This window comes from Larkinella arboricola (genome assembly GCF_003259745.1).
In the GTDB taxonomy this organism is placed as follows: domain Bacteria; phylum Bacteroidota; class Bacteroidia; order Cytophagales; family Spirosomataceae; genus Larkinella; species Larkinella arboricola.
The window spans coordinates 642,308-666,671 of sequence record NZ_QLMC01000004.1 but is presented as its reverse complement, the minus strand read 5'-3'; the positions used below and the strand labels follow the sequence as shown (position 1 = coordinate 666,671).

Sequence of the window (24,364 nt, the reverse complement as noted above, 5' to 3'; positions counted from 1 at the left end):
ACCTTATTGCGGCAGACTTTACAGATTTCTTAGGCAATGGCTCAGCTTTCAATCTTCAGCAAATGCATCGGCAGCAGATACGGATCAAGTTCAACGTAGTTCCACTGTCCCCGCCACGTATAATGCGCTCCGGTCAGCAGATCATGAACGGAATACTCCTGATCGTCGCCAATGCCCAAAAGCCAGGTCGGCACCTGCACCATACCGGCCCGCCGGTTGTAGGCATCGGTATTGATCACCATCAGTAGCCGGTTGTTGCCGCTCACTTTCAGATAAGCCAGCAGCGCATCGTCGTCAATCCGGCAGAACGTCAGGTTGTTGGTGGTTTGCAGCGCCGGATTTTCTTTCCGGATGCGGTTCACCAGCCCAATGAGGTAGGTCAGTTTGTTGGTACGGTTCCAGTCCCAGTGGCGGATTTCGTATTTCTCCGAATTAAGATATTCTTCCTTACCCGGAAACGGCACGTGCTCCATCAGTTCGAACGACGGGCCGTAAATACCGTAATTGGACGACAGGGTGGCCGCCAGCAGATACCGGATCAGAAACTGCGGTTCGTGGCCCGTTTGCAGAACATACGGGTTGATGTCGTGCGTAGTCGGCCAGAAATTCGGGCGGTAATAGTACTTCATCTCACTCTGCGTCAGCTCCGTCAGGTATTCCTCCAGTTCGTGCTTGTTGTTGCGCCAGGTGAAATAGGTGTACGACTGCGCAAAACCGCGCTTGGCCAGTTGCTGCATGACCTTCGGCTTGGTAAAGGCTTCCGACAGAAAAATCATATCGGGGTACTGCTTCTTGACCTCCGAAATCAGCCATTCCCAGAACTGGAACGGTTTCGTATGCGGATTATCGACCCGAATAATCCGAACGCCCCACGACGCCCAGGTCAGCATAGTTTCCCTCATTTCGAGCCACAGACTCTGCCAGTCGTCTGTTTCGAAATAAACCGGGTAGATATCCTGGTATTTCTTGGGCGGGTTTTCGGCGTACTGAATCGTGCCGTCGGGCCGTTTTTTAAACCATTCCGGGTGGTCTTTGGCCCAGGGATGGTCGGGAGAAACCTGAATCGCGAGGTCCATCGCCACTTCCATACCGTGGTTGCGGGCAATGGCAATCAGGTGTTTAAAATCATCGAGTGTGCCAAGATCCGGGTGAATGGCCGTGTGACCGCCCAGTTCCGAGCCTATACCGTAGGGCACACCGGGTTCGCCCGGCTGCGCAACCACGTTGTTGTTTTTCCCCTTCCGGAAGGCGTGACCAATCGGGTGAATCGGCGGCAGATACAACACATCAAAACCCATCGCTTCCAGACGCGGTAAAAGCCGTTCCACATCCCGGAATGTGCCGTGTACGGGCATTCCGTCGGGTCCTAATTCCGGGGACGCTGAACGCGGAAAAAGGCAATACCAGGTGCTGAAACCGGCTTTGGGCCGATCCACCTCCACGCTTAGTTCCCGACTGTAGCGCGATGGATGCTTCCGCTCCGGATACCGGTTGAACAGCTCTTTAAACGGCTCACCGTGAACAAACTCTATCACCTGACTATATTGCACTTCGTTGTATTCTTCGGCGGCTTCTTCTAACAGTCGGGTGAGCCACTCCAGCGTCGCTCGGTCCTCACCGGCAGCCCGTTCCACCATGCCCCCGACGTACACCGCTCCGGCTTTGAGTTCGCTGGTAATGCGCTGACCAGCCGCCACTTTCAGGTGTACTTCGTGCTGCCAGGACGCAATGTGATCCGCCCAGCCTTCAATGGTATAGGCATAATAGCCCTGCTTCTCCACCGTAAACGAAGCGCCCCAACGGTCGTTATCAATGAAAGCCATCGGAACTTCGCTCCATTCTGGTTCGTCGGTGTGTTTGTAAAGCAGTCGGGCGGCCAGTTTATCGTGTCCATCCAGAAAAATATCGGCTTCCACGGCAATGGTGTCACCGGGCACGGCTTTGATGGGAAAGCGACCGCCATTTAGTTCGGGCGTAACCCGTTCAATAACCACCCGGGTCTGCCCATCGGCGGGAAGGTTAGCAAGTTTATAAGCCGAAGCGGCCGATTTCGTTTTTTTGGTGCGGGTAGTCGTGATCATGATATGATAGCAAGCTGAGACGTTTAGTCGTTAGCCGGTTTCGGAAAGCCTGGTAACCGACCGGTATGAAGTCCTCACAAACATAACCGAAATTAGTAAATGAGTGTTTTAGCTGCCTTATTCTGCTTGAAAATCCAACCCCGTAAAAAATAAAGGATAGAAGCAAAGCCCCTATCCTTTACGGCTTTGTTAACCTATTAATTTATCTTTATAGAAGTAAAGACGCAGGAAATTGGCGATGATACTGCCTCATTTTCATGGCCTGTACGGATCATAAATACCGTGTTGAAGTGGGATGAAACGTTTCCCAGGAATGCAGATATTCCTGCGATGCCGGAATCGGTACCAGCCGTCTGCCTTTTAGCGGCCCTTCCAGACAGACGCCCTGCCGGTTCCAGACCGATCGGGTTTCCGTATCCAGAAATGAGTCATCGGTGACCGGCACAAATCGCAGGGACCGACCGTCAACCGTTCGGTCCCAGACGTGGAACGAAACGCTATCGGCGGCAATCATCAACACCACCGGGGTTCTGGCCAGTTGATCGTTCGTGATTTTCTGTTTCTGCAACCGGTTCCAGTCATAGGCCCGCGCAGCTTTTTTGTACTCAACGCCCACCACCCACGATTTGGGTTTCCAGGCCAGGCTGTCGCGCCGGGTTAAATCCCCCTGACTCCTGCCGCGTTCGTACGGTTCCATATTGGCATATTGCTTCCTGAACGCCGAATCCGGCTGGAGTACCAGCGTCTGCGGATACCGTTCGGCCCAGGCCCGCAAGGTCATCTGCTCAGCGGGTAAACTGGCCAGTTGATGGCCTTTTAGCGGTCCGGCGATGGCTTCCCCGCTCACCTGTCGCCACCAGCTACCGGTGGTTTTGTCCTCAAACATGGCGTTGAAGTGGTCCATACCGACCAGCCGAAATTCGTCCGGCTGACGGTCAACCAGAGGCCGGAATATGCGTCCGGTTCGGCAAACCGTGCAGTAGGTCACCATCACCGGCTCCCCGCCCACCGTATCCCGAACCTGATGATGATAGCCGATGAGCTGCACCGGATACGCCCGCGCCTGCCCGTTCACGACGAGCCCCAGCACCACCTTATCCTCCGGAATTTTGTTGTTCTGAAGATTCAGCATGACCGTTTCCTTCGGCTGATAAAACATTTTGTCGGCCAGAAACCGGAAATTGAACAGGTAGACTACCACGCCGTACCCAAACAGCAGGACCAGCGTGACGATTTTGCGTTTCCCGTTCTGGTGATCCGCCAGAAGCCGGTATGTTGGGTAGGCAATCAATAACCAGCCCAGAATCCGCAACAGCCAGATATGCTGATGAATCCAGTAGGCCAGCTCTATCGTATCCGCTTCCTGACTCCCCGGCATGGGCATAATAAAATACACTTTTGCGGCTTCTACAGCCGCCAGCAACAGGATTCCAATACTGAGAAATACCATTCTGCTCATTTTATTTCGGCATGTAGTGATCGTCGGCGGTGTAGCCGTATTCGGCGATTTTCGTCGCCCGGAATTTATACAGGTCCGGATTTTCGGGCGCCCAGGTTGCCAGACCGTCAACGTAGCGGTTGAACATACAGAACGCAGCCGCAATCAACACCGTATCATGAATGTCTTTGTCGGTAGCGCCCTGCTCCCGGGCTTCCTGAACCTGTTCGGGCGTGACGTGTTTTCCCCCTTTCTGCACGCTCCCGGCAATTGCCAGCAGGGCTTTGAGTTTAGGCGAAATGGCCGTTACGCCATAATTTTCCTTGACGGCTTTGACAAATTCGCCATTTTCGTCGCCCCAGTAATGGCTGGCAACCGCACCGTGAATGGTCTGGCAGAAAAAGCAATCGTTTTGCGACGAAACGTAGGTGGCAATCAACTCGCGCTCGGCCCGGCTCAGGCCGTCGTCGGTCTGGAGCAGCGCGTTGGCTAACTCATTGAGCGGTCGGGCGGTTTCGGGACTGAACGCCATCGGCCCGCGAATACCGGGCAGTCCTTCGGGTAATTGGATATGAGCCATCTAGTGTAGCGTTTAAACGTGTTTTACGAGCTAAAAGTCAGGAGCATATGTCCCTGGCCGCAGGGCGGCCAGGGAATACATCAGCTAACCTATTATGAATTGTCTATTGGTACAGGGGCAGAGGGCATGACATACCCGACGGTTCCCATTCGTTCGCCCATCGCTTCGTAGGCCGACGGATCAGGCGTCAACGTCGCCAGTCCATCGACGTAGCGGTTAAACATGCAGAACGTAGCCGCAATCAACACCGTATCGTGAATGTCACGGTCGGTAGCGCCCTGCCTGCGAGCCTCGGCTACCAGTTCGTCCGAAACCGTGCGGGCGTCCTGCTGTACGTGTCGGGCAATGGTGAGCAGTGCTTTTAGTTTGTCGGAAATGGGCGCGGTCTGGTAATCGGCGATGACCTGATCGACCAAATCCTTATCCTGCCCAAACAGAAACCGGGCCGCAGCCGCGTGGCTCCCGGCGCAGAAATTGCAGTCGTTCAACGCGGAAACAAACGTTGCAATCAACTCGCGTTCGGCTTCGCTCAACGGCGATTCGTTACGCAACAGCGCCTGCGCCAGCGCATACAGATGCTGACCGGTATCGGGCCGGTACATAACCAGACTGCGAATACCGGGAACACCTTCGGGAACGTGTATATGTGCCATAAATCTTGATTGTTTTACTTTTTGTCATGTGAACGTGGGCCGCTCCAGATGGCCAGAAAGCCGATTACAAACGTCCCGGAAAAGGCAAAAATGGCGGACCCATAACCACCCAGCACCGTTACCAGCGTACCGACGAAAAATACCGCCGTGGCCGTCACCAGCCGCCCGATGTTGAAGCAGAATCCGGTGGCCCGGCCCCGTAATTGAGTAGGAAATAAGTCGGGCAGGTAAGCCGACATCGTTCCCTGGCTAATGCCGAACAGCAGGGCCAGCACCGCCATTTCGAGGTAGACGACCGGCGAGAATACGGTATTGGTTTTAAACACGATGCCAGCCATGACGAAGCAAGCCGCAAACACAAACAGCATGGTGCACCGGTGACCCACGGCTTTGACGATGAAACCGGACAGGATGCCGCCAATAACACCCCCGCTCCCCATCAACACCATCGACAGCCCCCGCTCCTTCTGCCCGTTGCCGATCACCAGGGTTTGCACCCAGGTCGGTACCCACGAAAAAATCGCCCACAGACCAACCAGCATGGCCCCAAATGCCAGCGAACCCAGCCACAGCGACCGCCGGTATTGAGCATCAAACAGACCGGGGCCCGCCGTAGCCGGCTGTTGCCGAACCCGTTTCCAGCTATCCGGTTCCTGCACGAATGCCGCAATCAGAACGCCCAACGCCAGCGGAACACCGCCGACCCAGAATGCCTGCCGCCAGTTGGGCAGAAAGTAATTGACCAGCCCCGACAGCAGAATGCCAATTGGAAACGCAACGGCCAGAATGCCCAGCGCAACGGGCCGGTTACGCTCCGGCCAGATTTCGGCCACGATCACGGTCGTCAGGACCAGCACCCCCCCGATGCCGAACCCGGCCGCAAACTGGAGTACGACGACGATGATCCAGTTGGGCGCAAAAACCGTCAGCAGCGTACAGCCGCCGTACAATACGACGGCGCCAACCAGCGAACGAACCCGCCCCAGCCGGTCGCCGAAGTAGCCGAAGCTCATGCCGCCGAGCATCCAGCCGTACAGAAACGTGGCCCCTACGTAGGCGCTAACCCGGCTAAGTTCGGCTTGATCGGCCCGCCCCAACAGGTCGCCAACCACCACCGGCAAGTACGTGGACATCAGGGTCGAAACCGTTCCGCTAAAGACATAAACCAGCATACAGAGCGCAAAAACCTGGCTGCGGTAGGCCGTGGTCGGCTGGGTGGTCGAGAGTTGCATCGTTTCCATCTCAGCGCATATTTTGATCAAACGTTAACGATACGTAGTACAAACCGCCCACCGCCGGCGAACCGTACGCCTGCACGATGTACCGGTTGGTCAGGTTGCTGGCTCCCACTTTCAGGGCGGTTTTGAGGGCCGGAAGCCGGTAGGTTACCTGAGCATCGAGCAGGTGATAGGCCTGAATCCGGCCCGGTCGCAGGTCGTTGAACGAGCCCACCCAGTCGAACGAATCCTGCCAGTGCCAGGCCACATTGAAACCGATGTTTTTACCAATGTTGCGATTGCCGACCGTCACGTTGGTTTTGTAACGGGGTGTGTTGAAAGCCGGAATGTTGTTTGGATTCGCCCCTTTCAGGTCGAAAGCCGACCAGGTACCGTTTCCGCCGATGGTGTAGCCGCCCGGTACGAAATACGTCAGCCCAAGCGTGGCGCCCTGCGCCGTTACGCGGTCAGAAGCGTTGGTGTAAAGCTGGAAAACCTGGTACTTGCTATTTAGAATATCCTGCGCGGCTGCGGGATTTATCTGCCCGTCGCTGCCCAGCACCGGACTGTCGGGCCGGATGACCACCTGGTTCAGGATGAAATTCTGGTACTCACCAAAATAGTAATTGGCGTCAAAGGCTACCCGGTTGTTCAGCAAGCCCCGATACCCCACCTCGAAACTCTGCACTTTTTCGGGCTTGATGTAGGCAACGTTCGATTTTTCCAGCTTGTCTTTGTTGGCCATAACCGCCTGCTGGGGCGTTTTACCCGCCTGCATATCGGCCAGAAACCCGTTGACAAAACCGCCCACCGTCGGTGAATTAATCGAGTTTTCGTAGACGTTCATGCCCGCGCTGTTGGAAGGAGCACCGCCCAGAATGGTGATCGGACCAACGTTGAGTTTGATGAACTGGTCGCTGGGCGTCGGATTACGAAAACCGGTCTGGAACGATGCCCGGAAGTTATGCGCCTGCGTGGGCGAGAAAACCAACGACGCGCGCGGGGTAAAATAGCCCGCGAAATTCTGGTTTTTGTCGTACCGGCCCGAAACCGTCAGCTTCAGCTTATCGGCAAAAAGCCGCTGGCTGGCCTGCAAAAACACGCCGTATTCGTAATATAGAATCCGCCCACCCCTGTCGTCGAACAACGTTCCGTTGGTAAACAGGCTGTACTGCCGAAAATTGCCACCCGCCAATACCTCGGTTTTGGATAAACCGGCTTTTTCCAGGGCCGATGAGAAGTTGTACTGTGCATCGGTATGGTGCATTTTTGTCTGGCTCATGATTCCGGCCCCGGCCAACCCCTGAATGCCTTCCAGTCGAGTTTTTTCGCGTTCAAACTCCGGCGAACCGGGCAAATACCGTCCCTGATCGGCAAAGGCGCGGGCGGCTCCGTGGTTGGAAGCCGTTACGCCCGGAGCCTTGCCCTCATAAGCCGTGGTGTAACGCGTAAACCACATCTCGTCCGCCTGATTGGCCGGAACGGCGTTGCCGTTCAGATCGCGCACCCACGTCCGGTTAATCTGCTGGCCCAGCGAACGGGTGTTGTAGGAATCGTGGGAATCTTCCTGGTTGGTGTACCAGCGAACGAAAAAGTTAGCGCCCCGCAGTTCAATCCGGTGCTGGAGCAGCGAAAAGCCGTTGACCGAAAACCGGTTGCTTCCCGTGTAATTGGCGATGCCTTTGGCGTAGTTGTACGAATAAATGGCTTCCAGATTGGGCGTAATCCGGTAGTGCAGGGCACCGTTCAGTTTCAGACTGTAGACATTATAATCGGTCAGAGCCCGTTCTTCGTAGCCAGTGCGAGCCACTTTACCGATGCCGGTGATCGTCCGGTTTACTTCATCACCGTATACGTTCAACCCGTTGTAAGCCGGGTTGTTGCGGCCTTTTAACTCGTTGGGCGTGGTGGCATCCACATCCGTATAATCTGTCGCAAACCAGTCCAGCCCACGCATATAGGAGACGTTCAGCTTGAAAGCCAGTTTGTTCTTAAACGCCCTGGCATACCGCACCGCATAATCGTGGTAGAGAGCCGCACCGGTATTCGGATCGTTGAGGTGATTGACCCCGACTTTCGCCTGGGCGCTGAGTCCCTGATACTGAAACGGGTCCTTCGAATGCATCAGCAGCGCCCCGTTGAATGCCGCCGGTCCGTACAGCGCCGAAGCCGCTCCGGGCACCAGTTCAACGCTTTCAGCATCCAGGTCCGACAGGCCAAACATATTGCCCACCGAAAATCCGAAACCGGCCGGCTGGTTGTCGATACCGTCGATAAGCTGCAAAAACCGGCTGTTGCCCGTGCTGGCAAAACCGCGCGTGTTAATCTGCTTGTACGTCAGCCCACTGGTGACCATATCGACGCCCTTGAGGTTATTGATTCCTTCGTAAAAACTGGCGGATGGCGTTTCCCGAATGGCCCGGCCATCCATTTTCTCAATGCTTACGGGCGCTTGCAGAATGTTTTCCTCCACCCGCGAAGCCGCCACCACCACGTCCTGCAACACCTGCGTGCTGGCTTTCAGGGTTACCGCAAGGGGCTGATCGGCATTGGCGACCGGAATTTGCCCTTTTTCATACCCCACCATCGAAATAACCAGCGTCCACGGCCCCCGGCGGTTGGTCAGAATCGAAAATTGCCCCGCTGCGTCCGTCACGGTTCCGCTGAGTTGATCTTTGATTACGACACTGGCTCCGACCAGCGGGGTTTTGGTTTCGGCATCGGTCAGCGTGCCCAAAAGGCGAACCGACTGGGCATAAACGGCCCCGCTTAGAAGAAAGAGCAATAAGAATGTATATAGATGGGTAAGTAGTTTAGACTGCATATTTTGTCGTGCTTTGTAGGTACGGTGCTTTTCAAATTTTCATTTCAACCCGTTGAGTAGCAAGCATAAAACCAGAACAGAACTATGATTTCCGGACGGGCGGGGCGTACCTCTGTCAAAGACTAGCCGTCCAAATCGCAAAAAATACTAGGTTGTTGGCCGAACCGGGAAGCCCTTTTCCGGGCGTCGGTAGCCCTTCATGATGCGCTCGCCCAGTTGCTGGTAATAGGCCGGATCGGTCGGTGTAACAGTGGCCATACCATCGACATACTTGTTGTACAGGCAGAACAGGCCCGTAATCAATACCGTATCATGGATTTCCCGGTCGGTGGCTCCGGCCTGTTTTGCCCGTTCGACGGCTTCCGGAGTAACCTCTTTCCCGCTGTTTTGCGCGCGGGCCGCAATCGCCAGCAGAGCTTTCATTTTCTCGCTCACCGGTGCGGTTTCGTAATCCTGCTTCACCAGCCGGGCGGTTTCATCTTCGCCCAGTAACAGGTCCGCAGCTTTGGTATGCGCGGCTGTACAGAAACGGGTCTGGTTTCGCGCCGATACCAGCGTGGCAATCAGTTCGCGCTCGCCCGGCGTCAGGGTCGATTCTCCACGCAGCAAAATCTGGGTTAATTCCCGAATCGGCAAAGCCGTATCCAGACGGTATTCGAGCAGTCCGGTGATGCCCGGCAGATGGTCAGGAAGGGGGATGTGTGGCATAGTCGAAAAGGTAAAAGATGATTAGGAACCGTGGCCGAATGGGTCCGGCCACGGTTGGTTTATAACTTAATTCCCAGCGTCAGCACACCCGTCCTGCCGTCGGACGGCCAGATACCCGGCCCCGGATAGAAGGTTGGACGTTTGGTAAAATAGGACTTGTCGAGCAGGTTATTCACGCTGCCCCGCAGGTTGAAGCGCCGGTTGACGCGCCAGGTTGCGTTCAGATCCCAGATGCCGTAGGCTGGAACCGGGCCTTTCGAGCCATTCGGCAGGGCCACCGGTGTGTTCAGGGCGTCGGAGAACGTTTCACTGACGTAGCTGAACTGGGCAGTCAGGCTGAGGGTACGGTAACGGGCAGTCAAACCATTGCGGCTGGTCCAGCGCGGAGCCGATTCCACCTGATTGCCGTTGATGGTATTATTGTCCATGCCGGTCGAAACACGGGCGTTCGTGTACCGCGCATCCACATAAGCCGTTGACGTAAAGCCAGTCAATGCGAATCGGTTCGTCTTCACAAACTGTGCTTCCACCAGAGCTTCCACGCCTTTGGTTTTACTATCCCCGACGTTCGTCCGAAATACGTAACTCTGCCCCTCCGGGTTATTCAGCACCAGACTCCCCAACCGGTTGCGATACGGTAGGTAAAAAGCACTGACGTTCACGTGAAGCCCGCGCCAATAGCCGTCCATCCCGATTTCAGCATTGTAGCCGGTCGCATCTTTGAGGTTTTTATCGACCTGCTCGTACACCGATGTCGGAATAATATCCTTGAAAATCACCGGCCGATATGCCTGCGACCAGCCGCCGTAGAACCTGACCTCCGGGCTAAGACGGTATTGGGCGTTGATCCCAAGCAGCGCAAACCGGTGGTCGATGTTGTTCGGCAAATTCAGCGGATCGTAATAACTGATGGTTCCCCGGAGTCTGGTCAGGCCATTTTCTACCCGAATGCCGGGCGAAACCGTCAGTTTGGGCGTCAGGTGAAACTGGCTTTCGGCAAAAACCGCCACATTGCTGGTGTAAAAATGCAGATCACGGCTAAACGGACCGACCAGCGACAAATCGAAGTCGGAACCCGTCGTCCCTTTCCCCATCTGCCGCCGGTTCAGATCGTTGTTCATCACCTGAACACCCACAACACCTGTCGCCGTCACGTTTCCGATAGAATAATTATGCAGCAGACGCAGTTCGGAGGTATAACTGTGGAAATTATCCATATCGACCTGCCGGTTTCGGGGCTGTCCGGTGGCCTGAATCAGCGTATCCGGCACGTTTGCCAGCGCGTCGAACATCACGCTGTTGCGCGCCCCCAACACCGCCGACGCCAGCCACATCAGTCGCGTCCGGTCGGTAATCTGCCAGTCGAGCCGCAGCGACGGCACCCAGATATCGGGATTGAAATAATTCCGGCTGCGGGTGGCTTGTCGTGGATTCCTGGCAAACATTTCTTCCGTTAGCGGCCCCGGAATGCGGTAAACATACGCCGAACGACCGAGTTCCGCACTCAGCCGCAGCCTACTAGATGCCTGGTACTGCAAGCTGACAAACTGAGCCTGTGAGTTCGATATGGCATTTTGGCGGTAGCCGTCCGAGTGCCGCCGGTAGTAATACCCGTAATACGTCAGTTTCCCAACCCGTCCGCCAATGGCGTTGTAGGTGCTCCGCAATCCGTAGGAGCCTACCGAGTTGATGGTTTCAAAGCCAAACCGGCGGGTGGTGTCCGCCGACTTGGTGACGTAATTGAGCATTCCGCCAAACTGCGCACCGTATTGCAGCGAAGCCGTGCCGCGCACGAGTTCAATGCGTTCGATGCTTTCCATCGGGGCCGAATAGTGGCTGGCCGGGTAACCGTACATATCCGAGTTGGTCAGAATCCCGTTCTGGCGGATGTTGTACTCCCAGGACCGGTGCGGATCCAGGCCGCGCGTGGCGACGTTCATCTGGTTGCCGGTGCCGTCCATGTCGTATACGAACAGCCCCGGAAGCCGGGCGAACACCTGCCGGGCGTTTTTCTCGGCAATATTAGCGTCAATCTCGCCCAAGCGCACCACTTCACTCCGCTTGCCGCCCAACAGATACGTTCCGTGTACGTCGGGCAGTGACTGGGTATACCCCTGCCGAATCTCCGTCACCTTTACCTCCTCCAGGGTGCGGCTGCGCAGGGTGTCCCCGCCCGATTTCTGAGTTTTTGATTGAGCCAGACCCATCAACGAAGTGTTTATACTAAAGGCAATACAGGCAATGACACTTCCTATACTCCTGAACTTACTCATGACGATTTGTTTAAAGAGTCGCCCCGTCGGCTCTAGCCCGGGCGATAGCATACTTCCCAACTTCCTCGCCCGCTTTCAGCCCTACTTCACAATCGAAACGGTAATGAATAAGGCCATAGATACGCGATACCGATGCTTCCTCCGCCTGCTTCTGGAAGGTTTCCGCCTGATCGGGAAACAGATAGGCCAACACCGTTGCGGCCGCCCCCGAGAACGTCGAGTGACCGGAGGTGTAGGAAGGGAAGTTGGGCAAACCGACGGAGGTTTTCACGCCAAACTGCTGCGGACGCGGGTAGTAGTAATAGTATTTCGTGTCCCAGCAGACAATGGCGGCATCCATTTGGGACGTCCCCAGCAAGGCCAGCGTCCGCGCCATCCGCACTTCGCTGTGCCGGGCTTCGTGGCTTACATTGGCCGCCGTGCGGTGCCAGTGACCGGGTGGGGTGTAGCTGCCCGCACCGTCCGACCAGTAGTTGGCAATCCGGGCCTGTTCGCGGGTCTGGTTTTTCTGAATCTTCCTTAATTCTTCCAGATTTTGCTTAAACTCTTCGCTATCGAGCGCCGGGGGTGGTACGGCCCGCAGAGCAACGACGGTTGCCAGATCAAAATTCCAGGGCAGAACGGCGCCGTAATTGGGCAACATCGGCGGGCGGACCGGTAACTCCTGACTAACCCAGGCTTCGCGCAAGCCGCGTTCTTTGGCTTTGGCAATCATTCCGGCGGTTAATGTCTGGTTGTTGGCCGCACCCATTCCGTCGGTTTTGGCGCGGGCCATTACCTTGGCGGCTACGGCATTCCCGAGGTCAGCCCCGGCCAACAGATCACTTTCCACGTTCATTCCGGCCCACAGACGGCTCTCCCGGTGCTGCTTCATTTTCGCTTCCAGAAAAGGCACCTCGCCCGGAAACATGGCCTTCAAAACCGTAAACGAAGCGGCTGCCACGACGGCATCTTCGGAGGGATACGTCGGAATATCCGATACCGGCAAAGCAGCTTTGATGGTGGCATCGGTTCTGGATGGCGCTGGCCGTTTAAACTGGTATTTGTAGTTCCAGGCAGCTACCAGCGCATCATACTGCGCCACACTCAGATACGCCAACGCCCGGGAGGTGTACGGCGGATTGGCAAACGGAAATTTTGGATCAGCCAGCGGGTTGGCCGCGTCGGGAACCGGGTATTTTCCTTCGGCATTGTAGGCCGGGGGAATGTTGTAGCGGGCCGAGAGTTCGCGGGCGATCTCGTTCCAGCGGTATACGGCTCCGGCTCCCCAGTATTCAACCGCTTCGCGCTGCTCTTTGGTTAAATTGGCCGACTGCTTTTTCAGACTGGCCAGTTCGGCGATGTATTCCGGCGAGGAAACGGCTTTGGGTTCGGCCACCGGTATTTCAGTAGCCGAGGAAAGCTGGTAGGTTTTCCAGGTTCCGGCTTTTTCGTCGGTCGATACAGGTACGTAACTGTCGCGCTGGGGCTCATCAATTGTTTTGTCGCAGGCCACCAGCAACGTTGCCAGACCCAATACCCAACCCGCTCTTTTAATTTGATTTATAGACGTTTTCATCTTTGATACTATTTCATTAAGCCTTTGAACGACCCGGCTCGCTTCCGGGTCGTTCGGACTTTTTTACTAATTTTTATAACTTAAACAGATACAGTACCCCCACCGAGTAGCTGGTGCTTTGCCCGACATTCCGACCATCGGTCACGTAGCCCACCCGGGCATTGACCCCAATCTTGTTCGGCTGAAACTTGCCGTACCAGCCCACCGTTGTCGCCTGCATGTTGTTGGTCGGGAACGGCATGTCGTGCCGACGGATGTAGTCGCCGTGGGTGCAGGAAGTCCGCTCTGCCCAGAGTTCGGTCTGCCACTTTTTCCGCAAAATGCCCAGCCGCAGCCCCATATCGTAAGCATTCGGAACGCTTATTTCGTCCGTATTGTACACCCGGTCGTCGGCCTGGTAGGCATCCCGGTCCGATTTGATGTTGCTACGCCACATATACGTGCCGTGAGCCGTGGCATAAAGCCCCGTCTGAGGGTGTTTATAGCTGGCAATCAGTCGCCCGGAAACCGTGCGGCACTGCAATCCGATCGACATCGGCATAAAGTCCGGCACGTAATTACCGATGGGTAACGAAGCCCCGGCTACGGCATGCAGCGAAAAACCGTGCGTATTCAGCACCCGGTATTTCAGCCAGCCCGAAAGGTCCTGAAACCCTTTCTGACCCAACAGGTTGCCGGCGCTGGTCTGGGTCCAGACGTACGGCAGGCTCAGGATAACGTTCAGGCGGTTGGTAATGCCGATGGCGGGCATGACCATTATATTCTGGGTCGTGTGTGTCCCGATGTTGAAATTCGAGCGTTTGAGCGAATTTTCCCAGTAATCCGACCAGGTGCTTTTGCCATACATCGTGGCTACACAAACCGCTCCTTTGCCCATGTAAATGGCGTCGTGCGGCATCTGAGCCATTGCCTTACCGACGAGCAGCAAGAGACTGACCAGTATACAATTGGTAATTTTTTTCATCTTTCAGAAGTAAATTAATAGGTATGGTTGATATGGCCGGAAAGGCAGCAATACGCCTTAGAACCAGCGACTCAGCGAGATCGAGACGGAATAATCGGCAAAAGCCGCATCCCCGTGGCGCACTCCCTGCGGATCGAGCTTGTCGTAATAACTTTTAATCCGGTTGCGGTAAAGGGCCACTGGTACGGTTGCGGCTGCGGAGAACTTGCCCTTCATGTAGTTTAAACCGGGCTCCACCGAAACGATGTAGCCGGGCCGACGGTAACCGCTGCTGCCGCCAAAAACGTCCGACGACGGAATACCTTCGACCCGTCCGCCCAGCATCACGGCCAGCCCCGGAACGAATGATATAGCCTGACTCAGTCCCAACCGCGCGGCAAACTGGTCGGCAACGGAGAAGTAGCCGATGACGGGGTCAATCGTTGTGGCTTCGGGCGTACGGAGCACGCGGTTGGTTTCACGCGGATTGAACAGGTAATAACCGCTAACATAAGCCGCCAGACCGCCCGTAATCTGGGCGTATCCCTGACCTTCTACGCTAAAGCCAACCCCGCCATCGCCTAATTGAATGGACTGATCGACCGGTTTGTTGATCACGTAATCCCGTTTTTCTTTATCCAGCTTGTGGAAATCGTCCGTGACGCCGGGGTTGCCGGTGGGCAATTTGACACCCAGACCCAGCGCAAAATTGGCTTTCGATAGTTTCGTGGGATCAACCAGCCAGTAGCTTCCCGAAATCCGAATATCACCGATGCCCTGCGAATACGTATGGAAGCGCTTCTGTTCGGGATTGGCCGAGACGGCATTGCCATAGTGTTCGTAGAGCGAAGAACGGTCGTTGTATTGGAGGGGCAGATTCACCGAAAACGACAGCCGCGGGGTGGCCAGGTACGTAATGCCGAGGTCGAGCGCGTGGGAGAGGTTGATCACTTCCGTGTTTTGCTCCAGGCGTTCTTTCTGCTCAACATCGCCTTTATAATGCCGGAACGACCGAAAATACCGGTAGCCCGCGTTGACCTGCCAGTGACCGGTCCGCTGTTTAAAAAAATCCGCCGATGACGCCGAGCCCTGCACCGCGCCACTCATGTGCCGAACGGCGACACACCCCTGGGCCGAAGCCCGGAAATTCAATAAAGACAGGCATAGCAATGCCCCTACAAAACCATATAGTTTTTTCATTGGAGTCTGAAGATTATTGTCCTGAATGGATAATGATCATAGGTCAAACGTCCGATACAGGCGGCATAAGCCGTATCGGCGATTCTATGAATCTGCTTGTGAACAAGAAATTGTGAATACGAACACCCCGGCGACATAGCCATCAGCCAGATACGCTGAAAGGCATGGCTAAACCGTCTGGTGACCGCTTCGTTGCGAGGAGCACGTGTACAGACGCCTATCCGCTGTAGCCTAAAGCCACGCGTAAGTCGTCAGTTCTCGCGTTGTTTGTTCAGGACAAAACCTCAGGGGGAGGAGAAAATACCGGCAGGCTCCGGGTAGAGAGGCACGAAATAAACGAAGGAATGCGCACGGCTTTTTCGGTCCAGTCGTACAGAAAGAACCAGGTTCGGGCTCGGCTAATGGGGGAATATTCTTTTAAAAGCAGTTTGAGCAGGTTGCTGGCTTTTTTGGCCGTTTCGGACGTACCGGTTGCAAACTGCTCTTTTACAAACGAAAGCAGATCCCGCTGGAAAAACGATTTGGTTTTGTTGACATAGCCCGTGATGTGCAGCGTATCTCCGGACACATCCAGGTCAACAATTTCGTAATAACTACCCCGGTATTTGAAGCCTTCCTGCTTTTGCTGGGTCAGAATGGCTTCATTCGGGTGGTTCTGGAGGGGAATCTGAAACTCGACGATGTGATCAACAGACGAATACATGGTCAATCGCTCCGATAATTCATGCTCCTCCTGGTACTGCACACTGAGCAGTACCAGCAGCTGCCCCATCATGTGATAGAGCAGTACGACGAATAAACCGAAGCAGATTAACCGTTTCACAAACGTTTTGTTTGGAAAAATTTACTCAAATATACAATTCCCTTGAAATATTTCTACTAAATGTAAAAATTTTAAACAATAGTTTAGGGAGCTGCCAACTGCACCGCTAGGGCAAACCGGGTTGGCGCAATAGTCGGTCCGCTGAACCCTCTACCCCCGCCGTACATCCCGCGCCGACCGTACATCCCTCCGCCGTACATCCCGCCCATGCCACTCATGCTTCCCGCATCCGACGAGGTTTGCTTGGGTTTTTCGGGTACACCGGTTTCGAAAGCAATCGCCAATGGCTCATCCGAACCCGGTTTTCCGTTGATCAGCGCCAGCGGAATAGCCAGCTGATACACCAGACGACCGGCTTTTTCCTCGATTTTGCCCGTAATGCCCGACGGATCACCGCTGGCCGATACCAGCATTTCATCTTCGGCCACCAGATGAATCAGCTTCATTTCAATTTTTCGACTGAGCAACTGCTTCATCATCATGCCACGGTCCGTCGGTCCGGTCTGGGCGGCCATCGACAGCGGTTTTCCGGTGGCCGGGTCCAATTCTTCGGGCAGCGGGAATTGAATACCGCGCCGGGATTTTTTCTTGCTTTTCTGATCGAGCCAGATGGTGCTGCCGAACAACAGGGCTTTGAACTGGTCCGAGTCGTTGTTGAGCTGAATAGTCAGAAACAGTTTGTCGGCGCTGTTGGTTGCCAGGGCGTGAATTTTGGCATTTTCCAGATACACCTCACCCGGCGCATTACTGCCGATGGATGGCTGGTCGGCAAAGGTGGTGGCCGTAGTCCAGGTGCTTTTGATCGGCACGTTTTTCTGCCCGAAGGCCACTCCTGCGGCTAAAAAGAACGCTGTACTTAATATGATTAGTCGTTTCATGATTCTTGCTGTTAACCCTTTGTTAAAACCCTATTGCTGCTATTATGCCGCGACCGGCTCGTTGACCGTTTTCTTCCGCGATACCGCCCACAGTCCCATAAATGTAATCACGCCATTGAGTACCAGGCGTTCGAAACCAAATTTATAACCGTTGAACCACTCCGCCGAATGATTGTTGACGTACAGGGTCAGAAACGGCGAAGCAAGGCAGATCAATGGCACCCACCCATCGCGAACCGGGCGTTTGGTAAACATTCCGAACGCATACAACCCTAGCAACGGCCCGTAGGTGTAACCGGCCAGATCGAAAACCGCCGTCACAACATCCTGGCTATTCAGCCGGTTAAAGATAACGATAACTACAAAAAACAGGACCGAAAACCCGATGTGAACCCAGTGCTTGATGCGGGCGCGCTCGGTTTCCGGACGCCCTTCCACGTTCATAAAGTCGATACAGAACGAAGTGGTCAGGGCCGTCAGAGCGGAGTCGGAACTGGCGTAGGTGGCCGCCGTGATGCCTAGCAGAAACGTAATACCGACCACCATGCCGAAGTGGTCGAGGGCCAGCATCGGGTACAAATCATCCGTTTTAACCGGGGTCTGAATGCCCTTAGAATTTGCGTAGATGTAGAGCAGCGCCCCCAGCGACAGAAACAGAAAAACGACAATGGAAAACGTTACCGTAAACCAGAGCATATTTTTCTGGGCTTCGCCGATGTTCTTGCAGGTCAGGTTTTTCTGCATCAGGTCCTGATCCAGACCGGTCATGACAATGGCGATAAATACGCCGGAAATAAACTGCTTGAAAAAGTTTTTAGGATCGTTGGCATCCCAGAAAAAAATCTGCGAGTAATCACTTTGTGAAATGGTTGAAACCATCTCGCCAAAGCCCAGCCCCAACTCCCGCGAAATCAGGATGATGGTCAGCACGACGGCGGTGACCAGAAAGGTGGTCTGGAGCGTGTCGGTTACGATGATGGTTTTCACGCCCCCTTTGAAGGTGTAGAGCCAGATCAGCAAAATGGTGATGGCCACCGAAACTTCAAACGGGATGCCGAAGCTGTTGAAAATGGCAATTTGCAGCACCCCGGCCGCAATGTACAAGCGAATGGCCGAACCGATCGTCCGAGCCAGTAAGAAAAAACCCGCTCCGGTTTTATACGACCAGAATCCAAACCGTTTTTCCAGATAGCCGTAAATCGAAATCAGGTTCATCCGGTAATAGAGCGGCATCAAAACCGTGGCAATGACGTAGTACCCGACGATGTTACCGAGTATGACCTGAAAATACGAAAACGCTTTTCCGCCGACGGCGCCCGGCACCGAAATAAAAGTGACACCGGACAGGGACGTTCCGATCATCGCAAAGGCTACCAAATACCAGGGAGTCTGGCGGTTGGCCGTAAAAAAGGTGTTCGTATCCGCTCCTCTGGCCGTGTACCACGACACCACAATGAGCATGGCAAAATAAGCAATTAATATGGTTAACGCGATGTTAGGATTCATACCGTCGGCGGCAACTTTTTAGGTAAACGATGGGTTATTATTCTGGCGGTTTATGTTAGGCCACCGCTTTAAAAAAACGTGGCAAAAGCGGCCAAAATTTCGTAAATTTGCAATCAAACAAGAAATTTCGTGTAATGCAACCGTTCGAAGAAAACGACGTCGAAGTATTGGAAGAAGTCATTGACACCGACCTGTTTAATCTGGTGGTTTTCAACGACGATGTAAATACGTTCGATCACGTCATTGACACGCTCATTGACGTGTGTGACCATACCCCCGAGCAGGCCGAACAATGCACGATCATTATCCATTACAAAGGCAAATGCCGGGTGAAAAACGGATCGTGGGAAGAGCTTGTTCCCAAGCGTAATGAGATCTGCCGCCGGGGCATTTCCGCAGAAGTCTTAAAATAGTTATGAGTTATGAAGTAAGAATTAAGAGTTGGCCGCCCGTGCGGTTGGCTAAGACGCCCTCTTTCATTCTTCACTCTTAACTTTTCACTCTTAACTCAACTTACCTTGGAGTTTCCTTCCAAACTGATAGAAGACGCGGTTAACGAAGTGGCGAAACTGCCGGGCATTGGAAAAAAAACCGCGCTCCGGCTGGTGTTGCATTTGCTGAAGCGCGATGAAGAGCAAACCCAGAGTCTGGCCGAATCGCTGGTGGCCATGCGGTCGAAGGTGAAACACTGCCGCAAGTGCCACAACCTGTCCGACAACGACCTGTGCAGCATCTGCGCCAGTCATAAACGGGACCGTTCGCTCATTTGTGTGGTCGAAGATACGCGCGATGTGCTCGCCATCGAGAACACGGCGCAGTACAAAGGCATGTACCACGTGCTGGGCGGCATCATTTCGCCGGTTGAAGGCATCGGCCCGAGCGACCTGCACATCGAATCGCTGATCGAACGGCTTCGTGATCCGGATGGCGATGCGATTAAAGAAGTCATTCTGGCCCTGAGCCCAACGATGGAGGGCGACACAACGGCTTTTTACCTTCAGAAAAAGCTCAGAATGTTCTCCATCAAAATCTCGACCATCGCCCGGGGTGTACCCATCGGTGGTGATCTTGAATACGCCGACGAAGTCACGCTGGGCCGGAGTATCCTCAGCCGGATTTCCTACGAATAAACGACCCGTACCCACAGCCTGGACCTGCGCAGGGCAACCTGCACGGCCTGATCTGTGGGTATGTTATTTTTTGATCCTTGAGAAAATCACCACGTTATTCCGCACCGGTTTAACGGTTTTCAGGTACTCGTAAATCGCTCCTAAATCCTGCTCCGACATTCCGGCGTACATCGACCACGGCATGACGGTATTAAAACCGCTGCCAACTTCGGGTGCGCTGAACGTTGCCGGATCGTAGGTTTTAAAACGACGAATGAAGGCGTCTTTCGTCCAGGCACCAATTCCGGTTTCCAGATCGGGCGTGATGTTGGCCGTCCGGAGCGTGCCGCCTGCCATCCTGATTTCGGTTCCACCGGCAAAAGCGGCTTTTTTAGCCAGACCACCCATTGCCCGTTTCGTGTGGCAATCCGCACACCCCGCCATTGTAACCAGATACCGGCCATATTCTACTCCGGTTTTTTGCCTGGGCATGGGTTGGAAACGGGCTTTGTGCGGCATCATTTTCATCGCCAGTTTCAGCGGAGCAATCGGTTTCGATTCCGGAACAATGTTTTCTACCGGCTCGAGTGTGCGTAGGTACGCCAGAATCGCCAGCGCATCGCTTTCATCCATCTTTCCGTAATTTGCGTAGGGCATCAGCGGGAACAACGGTTTGCCATCCTTCGAAACCCCCGCCGTCATCGCCAGCAGCAGTTCGGTATCGCTCCAGTTTTTCAGCGCAAACGGCGTGATGTTTTTAGCATAATACGTACCGGGCAAACCGTAATTCTTGCCAAACTCTTCGCCCCCACCCCCGACGGTTCCGGACACGACCGGCCCGCCCAGACGGTTATAATCCCGTCTGGAATGGCAATCCATACAGACAGCAACGTGGTTGGCTAAATACCGACCGCGCTCAAGCTGGGCCGATGTGGTAGGCAGGGAAACCGTGCGAATCCGGCCCGTTTCGGGCGAATACGCTTTGGGGTGTACGCAGCCGCTAAAGACGACCGAAAAGGTCGCCATCAGCAGGAACAAAAAACGATTCATTTCAGGAGTTGTTTACTGTGGGGCAAAAATAGCGAACGCCCTTTGTTTGTCCGCCATTGAAATGATGCTCTTGAGCGAACGGAAACCGGCCGGGGTACCATTTGTTCCAAAAAAGTCGCTTTCTTTGCGCTCGACGAAAAACATTGCCGTTTTGGGCGTGTTCTTCAACAAACCAAGTATCTCACCTCAAACCATTTGGATATGAATCGCAGTGAGTTCTTAAAGCTGGCTTTTGGCAGCGCCCTAACCCTGACAGCGTGGCAGTCATCCGCTTTTGCCGGATCCGCCCAGGCCGAAGGCCCTTTTAAACTTCCCCCCTTGCCCTTTGACGCCAGTGCGCTCGAACCGCATATCGACAAGCAAACGATGGAAATTCACCACGGCAAACACCATAAAGCCTACGTCGATAACCTGAACAAAGCCGTTGCCGGGTCGGCGATGGCGTCGTTGTCGATTGACGAACTGGTGAAGAAAATTGACAGCAGCACCCCCGCAGCCATCCGCAACAACGGCGGTGGTCACTGGAACCATACCTTTTTCTGGAATATTCTCGGTGCCAGCGGTGGCAAACAGCCATCGGGCAATCTGTCGGACGCCATCACGAAAAAATTCGGTTCTTTCGACAAGTTTAAGGAAGAATTCGGCAAGGCGGCTGCCGGTCGGTTTGGCTCAGGCTGGGCGTGGCTGATCGTTAGTGGGAAAGACGTTGAGATTGTTTCTACGCCAAACCAGGACAATCCGCTGATGGCGCTGGCCGAGAAAAAAGGCACGCCGATTCTGGGCCTGGACGTCTGGGAACACGCCTATTACCTGAAATACCAAAACCGGCGGCCCGACTATGTAACGGCTTTCTGGAATGTGGTTAACTGGAGCAAGGTCAACGAGTTATACAATGCCGCCATGAAGGCATAAGGCAACGCGTATCAAGCTTTCAGCTTTATCGGTTTTCAGTTTTGCCGGAATCAGACCCATTCCGGCATCCTGATGACCGGTAAATTTGAAAGCTTTTTTTGTAATTTAGCGGCCAATTACACGAAGAACATCAACACCATGAGCGATATCTTATACGACCAGATTCCGTCGCTGGATCTGGCCGATTTCAAGTCGGACGACCCGGAACGGAAAGCCAGGTTTGTGCAGGATCTGGGCGCGGCTTTTAACAACATCGGTTTTGTCGCCATCAAAAACCACGGTTTAACCGATGAATTGACGGCGAACTTATACAACTCGGTGAAGGAGTTCTTTTCGACCGATACCGCTACTAAACAGAAATACGAATTTCCCGAACTCCACGGCCAGCGCGGGTATGTGGGCAAGAACAAGGAAACCGCGAAAGGCTTTAAAGTCGCCGATTTAAAGGAATTTTATCACATCGGCCAGCCGGATCCCATCAACGGGATGCCAGACAACGTTTTCCCTGACGAATTTCCGGATTTTAAGGAGAACACCTTAACAACGTACACCACGCTGGAAAATGCGGGTCGGATGCTGCTCCGGGCCATTGCGCTATACCTGGAGCTTCCGGAAGATTACTTTGAGGATAAAGTTGCCCACGGCGACAGCATTCTGCGGGCCATTCACTACTTCCCGCTGGACCCCAATCTGGTGCCAGAAGGTGCGGTTCGCGCGGCTGCCCACGGCGACATCAACCTGATTACGCTCCTGATGGGAGCCAGCGCCGAGGGGCTCGAAGTGCTGCGTCGCGATGGTCAATGGATTCCCATTACGGCCCTGCCCGATCAGATCATTGTGAACGTGGGTGATATGCTCGACCGGCTGACCAACCACAAGCTGAAATCGACGATTCACCGCGTAGTGAACCCGCCCCGCGAGAAAATGAACAGTCCACGGTATTCGATCCCGTTTTTTATGCACCCCCGCAGCGACATGGACCTGACCTGCCTCGGAAGCTGCATCTCGACCGAACACCCCAAAATTTATGAAGACATGACCGCCGGTGCGTTTCTGGACGAACGGCTGCGGGAACTTGGGTTGAAAAAGAATTAAACATTGGTATCAATAATTTGAGTAAACGGTTCTATCTTGTCGCATTGCGATCTGACCTATGCAGCTACTGCTCAAGGTCTTCGCAGTGCGACTTTTTATGTTATCAACCCGGCAATTCGTTGGATAAACGGTGCCGGCTGAAAATAGCCCCTTTCGCTCAACGACAGAAACTGCAAATACCTTTTGAGTTAACGGAGTTGCCATCGCCCCAATCAGGGCTGGCCGTTTAGCAAACCGTTTACAAGAAACCTCCCCGTATGGCCTCTTACCTTCCGACACTCTCTCCCATCGCCCCGGTAAGGCGCATACGCTTCCTGATTTTCCTGAAAGACGTTCTGATTCTGGCCTGCACCACCTTTGGCGGCCCGCAGGTGCATCTGGCCATGATGCTCGACCGGCTCGTGGCCAAACGGCGCTACCTGACCGAAGAAGAATTGATGGAACTGAACGCACTCTGTCAGATTTTGCCCGGCCCCACCTCCACCCAAACCATTACGGCGCTAGGGTTTAAAATTGGCGGCCCTAACCTCGCTTACCTGACCCTGCTGGTCTGGATGCTGCCGGGTGTTCTGATCATGACGGCCTTCGCAATCGGGATGTATTACGTGCAACAGCGTTCCATTTCACTGGCATTTACCCGTTTCATTCAGCCGATGGCTGTTGGTTTTCTGATCGTGGCCGGTTACCGAATCGCCAGGAAAGTGATCCATAACCAGATGGGGCTGGTTCTGGCCATTATATCTACCTTAACGGCTTATGCCTTTCCGTCGCCCTATATCACGCCCGTAGTGATTGTGGCAGGGGGCCTGACCACGGCTTTTTCGTACCAAAAGCAGAAAATCATGGAGAAAACGCCCATCCGAATCCAGTGGGCCAATTTCTTTCTGTGGCTGGGGGTCCTGATCGGCGCGGCCATTCTGGGTGCCGTTACGCAGTCACTGCCGATCCGGATTTTCGAGAACTTCTACCGCAACGGCAGTCTGGTGTTTGGAGGTGGTCAGGTGCTGACGCCCATGCTGTATAACGAGTTTGTTGAATTTAAACACTACCTGACCCGGCAGGAATTTCTGTCTGGTTTAGCCATTGTTCAGGCAACGCCCGGCCCTACATTTTCGTTTGCGTCGTATATCGGTGCTCTGTCTCTACGCAACGACGGCTGGAGCGGTCAGCTACTCGGTGGGTTGATGGCTTCCGCCGGTATTTTTCTACCCGGTACGTTTTTTATCTTCTTTGTATACCGCTTCTGGAATCAATTAAAACGGTATCGCGCCGTGCGGGCCTCACTGGAAGGCATTAACGCAACCAGCACCGGCCTGACGATTGCAGCGGCCTTTTCCTTGTTTCAGCCCATGTCCGACCAGTGGCCGTCGGTATTGGTTGTTGTTGCTACCATTCTGTTACTGGAGTATTCCAGGATTCCGCCTTATGTACTGATCATCGGCGGGCTGTTCATGGGTTTTCTGCTCTGACGCAAACAATGCCCCTAAACGGTCGGTTGCCCGTAGAGCATAATCAA

At 54.3% G+C, this 24,364-nt stretch carries 20 protein-coding genes; 5 read left to right on the top strand and 15 right to left on the bottom strand.

Annotation, left to right across the window (positions count from 1 at the left end; genetic code table 11):
- Positions 1 to 41: 41 nt before the first annotated feature.
- The 14 genes from LX87_RS18380 to LX87_RS18315 form a co-directional block, all read right to left on the bottom strand.
- On the bottom strand, positions 42 to 2,081 hold the full coding sequence (locus tag LX87_RS18380; protein WP_111629715.1) for an alpha-1,4-glucan--maltose-1-phosphate maltosyltransferase: 2,040 nt from the start codon (positions 2,079 to 2,081) through the stop codon (positions 42 to 44).
- A gap of 271 nt (positions 2,082 to 2,352) precedes the next feature.
- Positions 2,353 to 3,531, bottom strand: a complete 1,179-nt coding sequence (locus LX87_RS18375; protein ID WP_229310719.1) for a DUF3179 domain-containing (seleno)protein — start codon at positions 3,529 to 3,531, stop codon at positions 2,353 to 2,355.
- Between the two features lie 10 nt (positions 3,532 to 3,541).
- A complete protein-coding gene (locus tag LX87_RS18370) occupies positions 3,542 to 4,099 on the bottom strand; it encodes a carboxymuconolactone decarboxylase family protein (protein ID WP_111629713.1) in 558 nt (185 codons plus the stop codon).
- Positions 4,100 to 4,191: 92 nt separating this feature from the next.
- On the bottom strand, positions 4,192 to 4,752 hold the full coding sequence (locus LX87_RS18365) for a carboxymuconolactone decarboxylase family protein (protein WP_111629712.1): 561 nt from the start codon (positions 4,750 to 4,752) through the stop codon (positions 4,192 to 4,194).
- A gap of 14 nt (positions 4,753 to 4,766) precedes the next feature.
- Positions 4,767 to 5,993: an MFS transporter gene (locus LX87_RS18360; RefSeq protein WP_111629711.1), complete on the bottom strand. Its 1,227-nt coding sequence runs from the start codon at positions 5,991 to 5,993 to the stop codon at positions 4,767 to 4,769.
- A gap of 1 nt (position 5,994) precedes the next feature.
- The gene (locus tag LX87_RS18355; protein ID WP_111629710.1) at positions 5,995 to 8,793 is read right to left on the bottom strand and encodes a TonB-dependent receptor; all 2,799 of its coding nucleotides are present in this window, start codon (positions 8,791 to 8,793) and stop codon (positions 5,995 to 5,997) included.
- 147 nt (positions 8,794 to 8,940) lie between these two features.
- Positions 8,941 to 9,501: a carboxymuconolactone decarboxylase family protein gene (locus LX87_RS18350; protein WP_111629709.1), complete on the bottom strand. Its 561-nt coding sequence runs from the start codon at positions 9,499 to 9,501 to the stop codon at positions 8,941 to 8,943.
- Between the two features lie 59 nt (positions 9,502 to 9,560).
- Entirely contained in the window at positions 9,561 to 11,774 is a 2,214-nt protein-coding gene (locus LX87_RS18345; RefSeq protein WP_111629708.1) for a TonB-dependent receptor family protein, read from the bottom strand.
- A gap of 10 nt (positions 11,775 to 11,784) precedes the next feature.
- Positions 11,785 to 13,332, bottom strand: a complete 1,548-nt coding sequence (locus LX87_RS18340) for a vanadium-dependent haloperoxidase (protein ID WP_111629707.1) — start codon at positions 13,330 to 13,332, stop codon at positions 11,785 to 11,787.
- 73 nt (positions 13,333 to 13,405) lie between these two features.
- A complete protein-coding gene (locus tag LX87_RS18335; RefSeq protein WP_111629706.1) occupies positions 13,406 to 14,296 on the bottom strand; it encodes a hypothetical protein in 891 nt (296 codons plus the stop codon).
- Between the two features lie 57 nt (positions 14,297 to 14,353).
- Positions 14,354 to 15,475: a hypothetical protein gene (locus tag LX87_RS18330; RefSeq protein WP_111629705.1), complete on the bottom strand. Its 1,122-nt coding sequence runs from the start codon at positions 15,473 to 15,475 to the stop codon at positions 14,354 to 14,356.
- Positions 15,476 to 15,746: 271 nt separating this feature from the next.
- Positions 15,747 to 16,298, bottom strand: a complete 552-nt coding sequence (locus tag LX87_RS18325) for a hypothetical protein (protein ID WP_111629704.1) — start codon at positions 16,296 to 16,298, stop codon at positions 15,747 to 15,749.
- Between the two features lie 83 nt (positions 16,299 to 16,381).
- On the bottom strand, positions 16,382 to 17,176 hold the full coding sequence (locus tag LX87_RS18320) for a hypothetical protein (RefSeq protein WP_111629703.1): 795 nt from the start codon (positions 17,174 to 17,176) through the stop codon (positions 16,382 to 16,384).
- A 42-nt stretch (positions 17,177 to 17,218) separates the two neighbouring features.
- Positions 17,219 to 18,682, bottom strand: coding sequence for a sodium:solute symporter (locus LX87_RS18315; protein WP_111629702.1), 1,464 nt, complete (start codon positions 18,680 to 18,682; stop codon positions 17,219 to 17,221).
- 134 nt (positions 18,683 to 18,816) lie between these two features.
- On the opposite strand from LX87_RS18315, the gene LX87_RS18310 reads away from it, so the two are divergent.
- On the top strand, positions 18,817 to 19,095 hold the full coding sequence (locus LX87_RS18310; RefSeq protein ID WP_111629701.1) for an ATP-dependent Clp protease adaptor ClpS: 279 nt from the start codon (positions 18,817 to 18,819) through the stop codon (positions 19,093 to 19,095).
- A gap of 105 nt (positions 19,096 to 19,200) precedes the next feature.
- Positions 19,201 to 19,812: a recombination mediator RecR gene (recR, locus tag LX87_RS18305; RefSeq protein WP_111629700.1), complete on the top strand. Its 612-nt coding sequence runs from the start codon at positions 19,201 to 19,203 to the stop codon at positions 19,810 to 19,812.
- A 63-nt stretch (positions 19,813 to 19,875) separates the two neighbouring features.
- Here the strand turns inward: recR and LX87_RS18300 are convergent, their stop codons facing one another.
- Positions 19,876 to 20,841 (bottom strand): c-type cytochrome, encoded by a 966-nt coding sequence (locus tag LX87_RS18300; RefSeq protein WP_229310718.1) that lies wholly within the window; start codon positions 20,839 to 20,841, stop codon positions 19,876 to 19,878.
- A gap of 201 nt (positions 20,842 to 21,042) precedes the next feature.
- Here LX87_RS18300 and LX87_RS18295 point away from each other — a divergent pair, with 201 nt between their 5' ends.
- The 3 genes from LX87_RS18295 (at position 21,043) to chrA (ending at position 24,317) form a co-directional block, all read left to right on the top strand.
- Complete coding sequence (locus LX87_RS18295; protein WP_111629699.1) at positions 21,043 to 21,753, top strand: superoxide dismutase; 711 nt, start codon at positions 21,043 to 21,045, stop codon at positions 21,751 to 21,753.
- A gap of 138 nt (positions 21,754 to 21,891) precedes the next feature.
- Complete coding sequence (locus tag LX87_RS18290) at positions 21,892 to 22,848, top strand: isopenicillin N synthase family dioxygenase (protein ID WP_111629894.1); 957 nt, start codon at positions 21,892 to 21,894, stop codon at positions 22,846 to 22,848.
- A 257-nt stretch (positions 22,849 to 23,105) separates the two neighbouring features.
- Positions 23,106 to 24,317, top strand: a complete 1,212-nt coding sequence (gene chrA / locus LX87_RS18285) for a chromate efflux transporter (protein WP_111629698.1) — start codon at positions 23,106 to 23,108, stop codon at positions 24,315 to 24,317.
- Positions 24,318 to 24,364 lie beyond the last annotated feature (47 nt).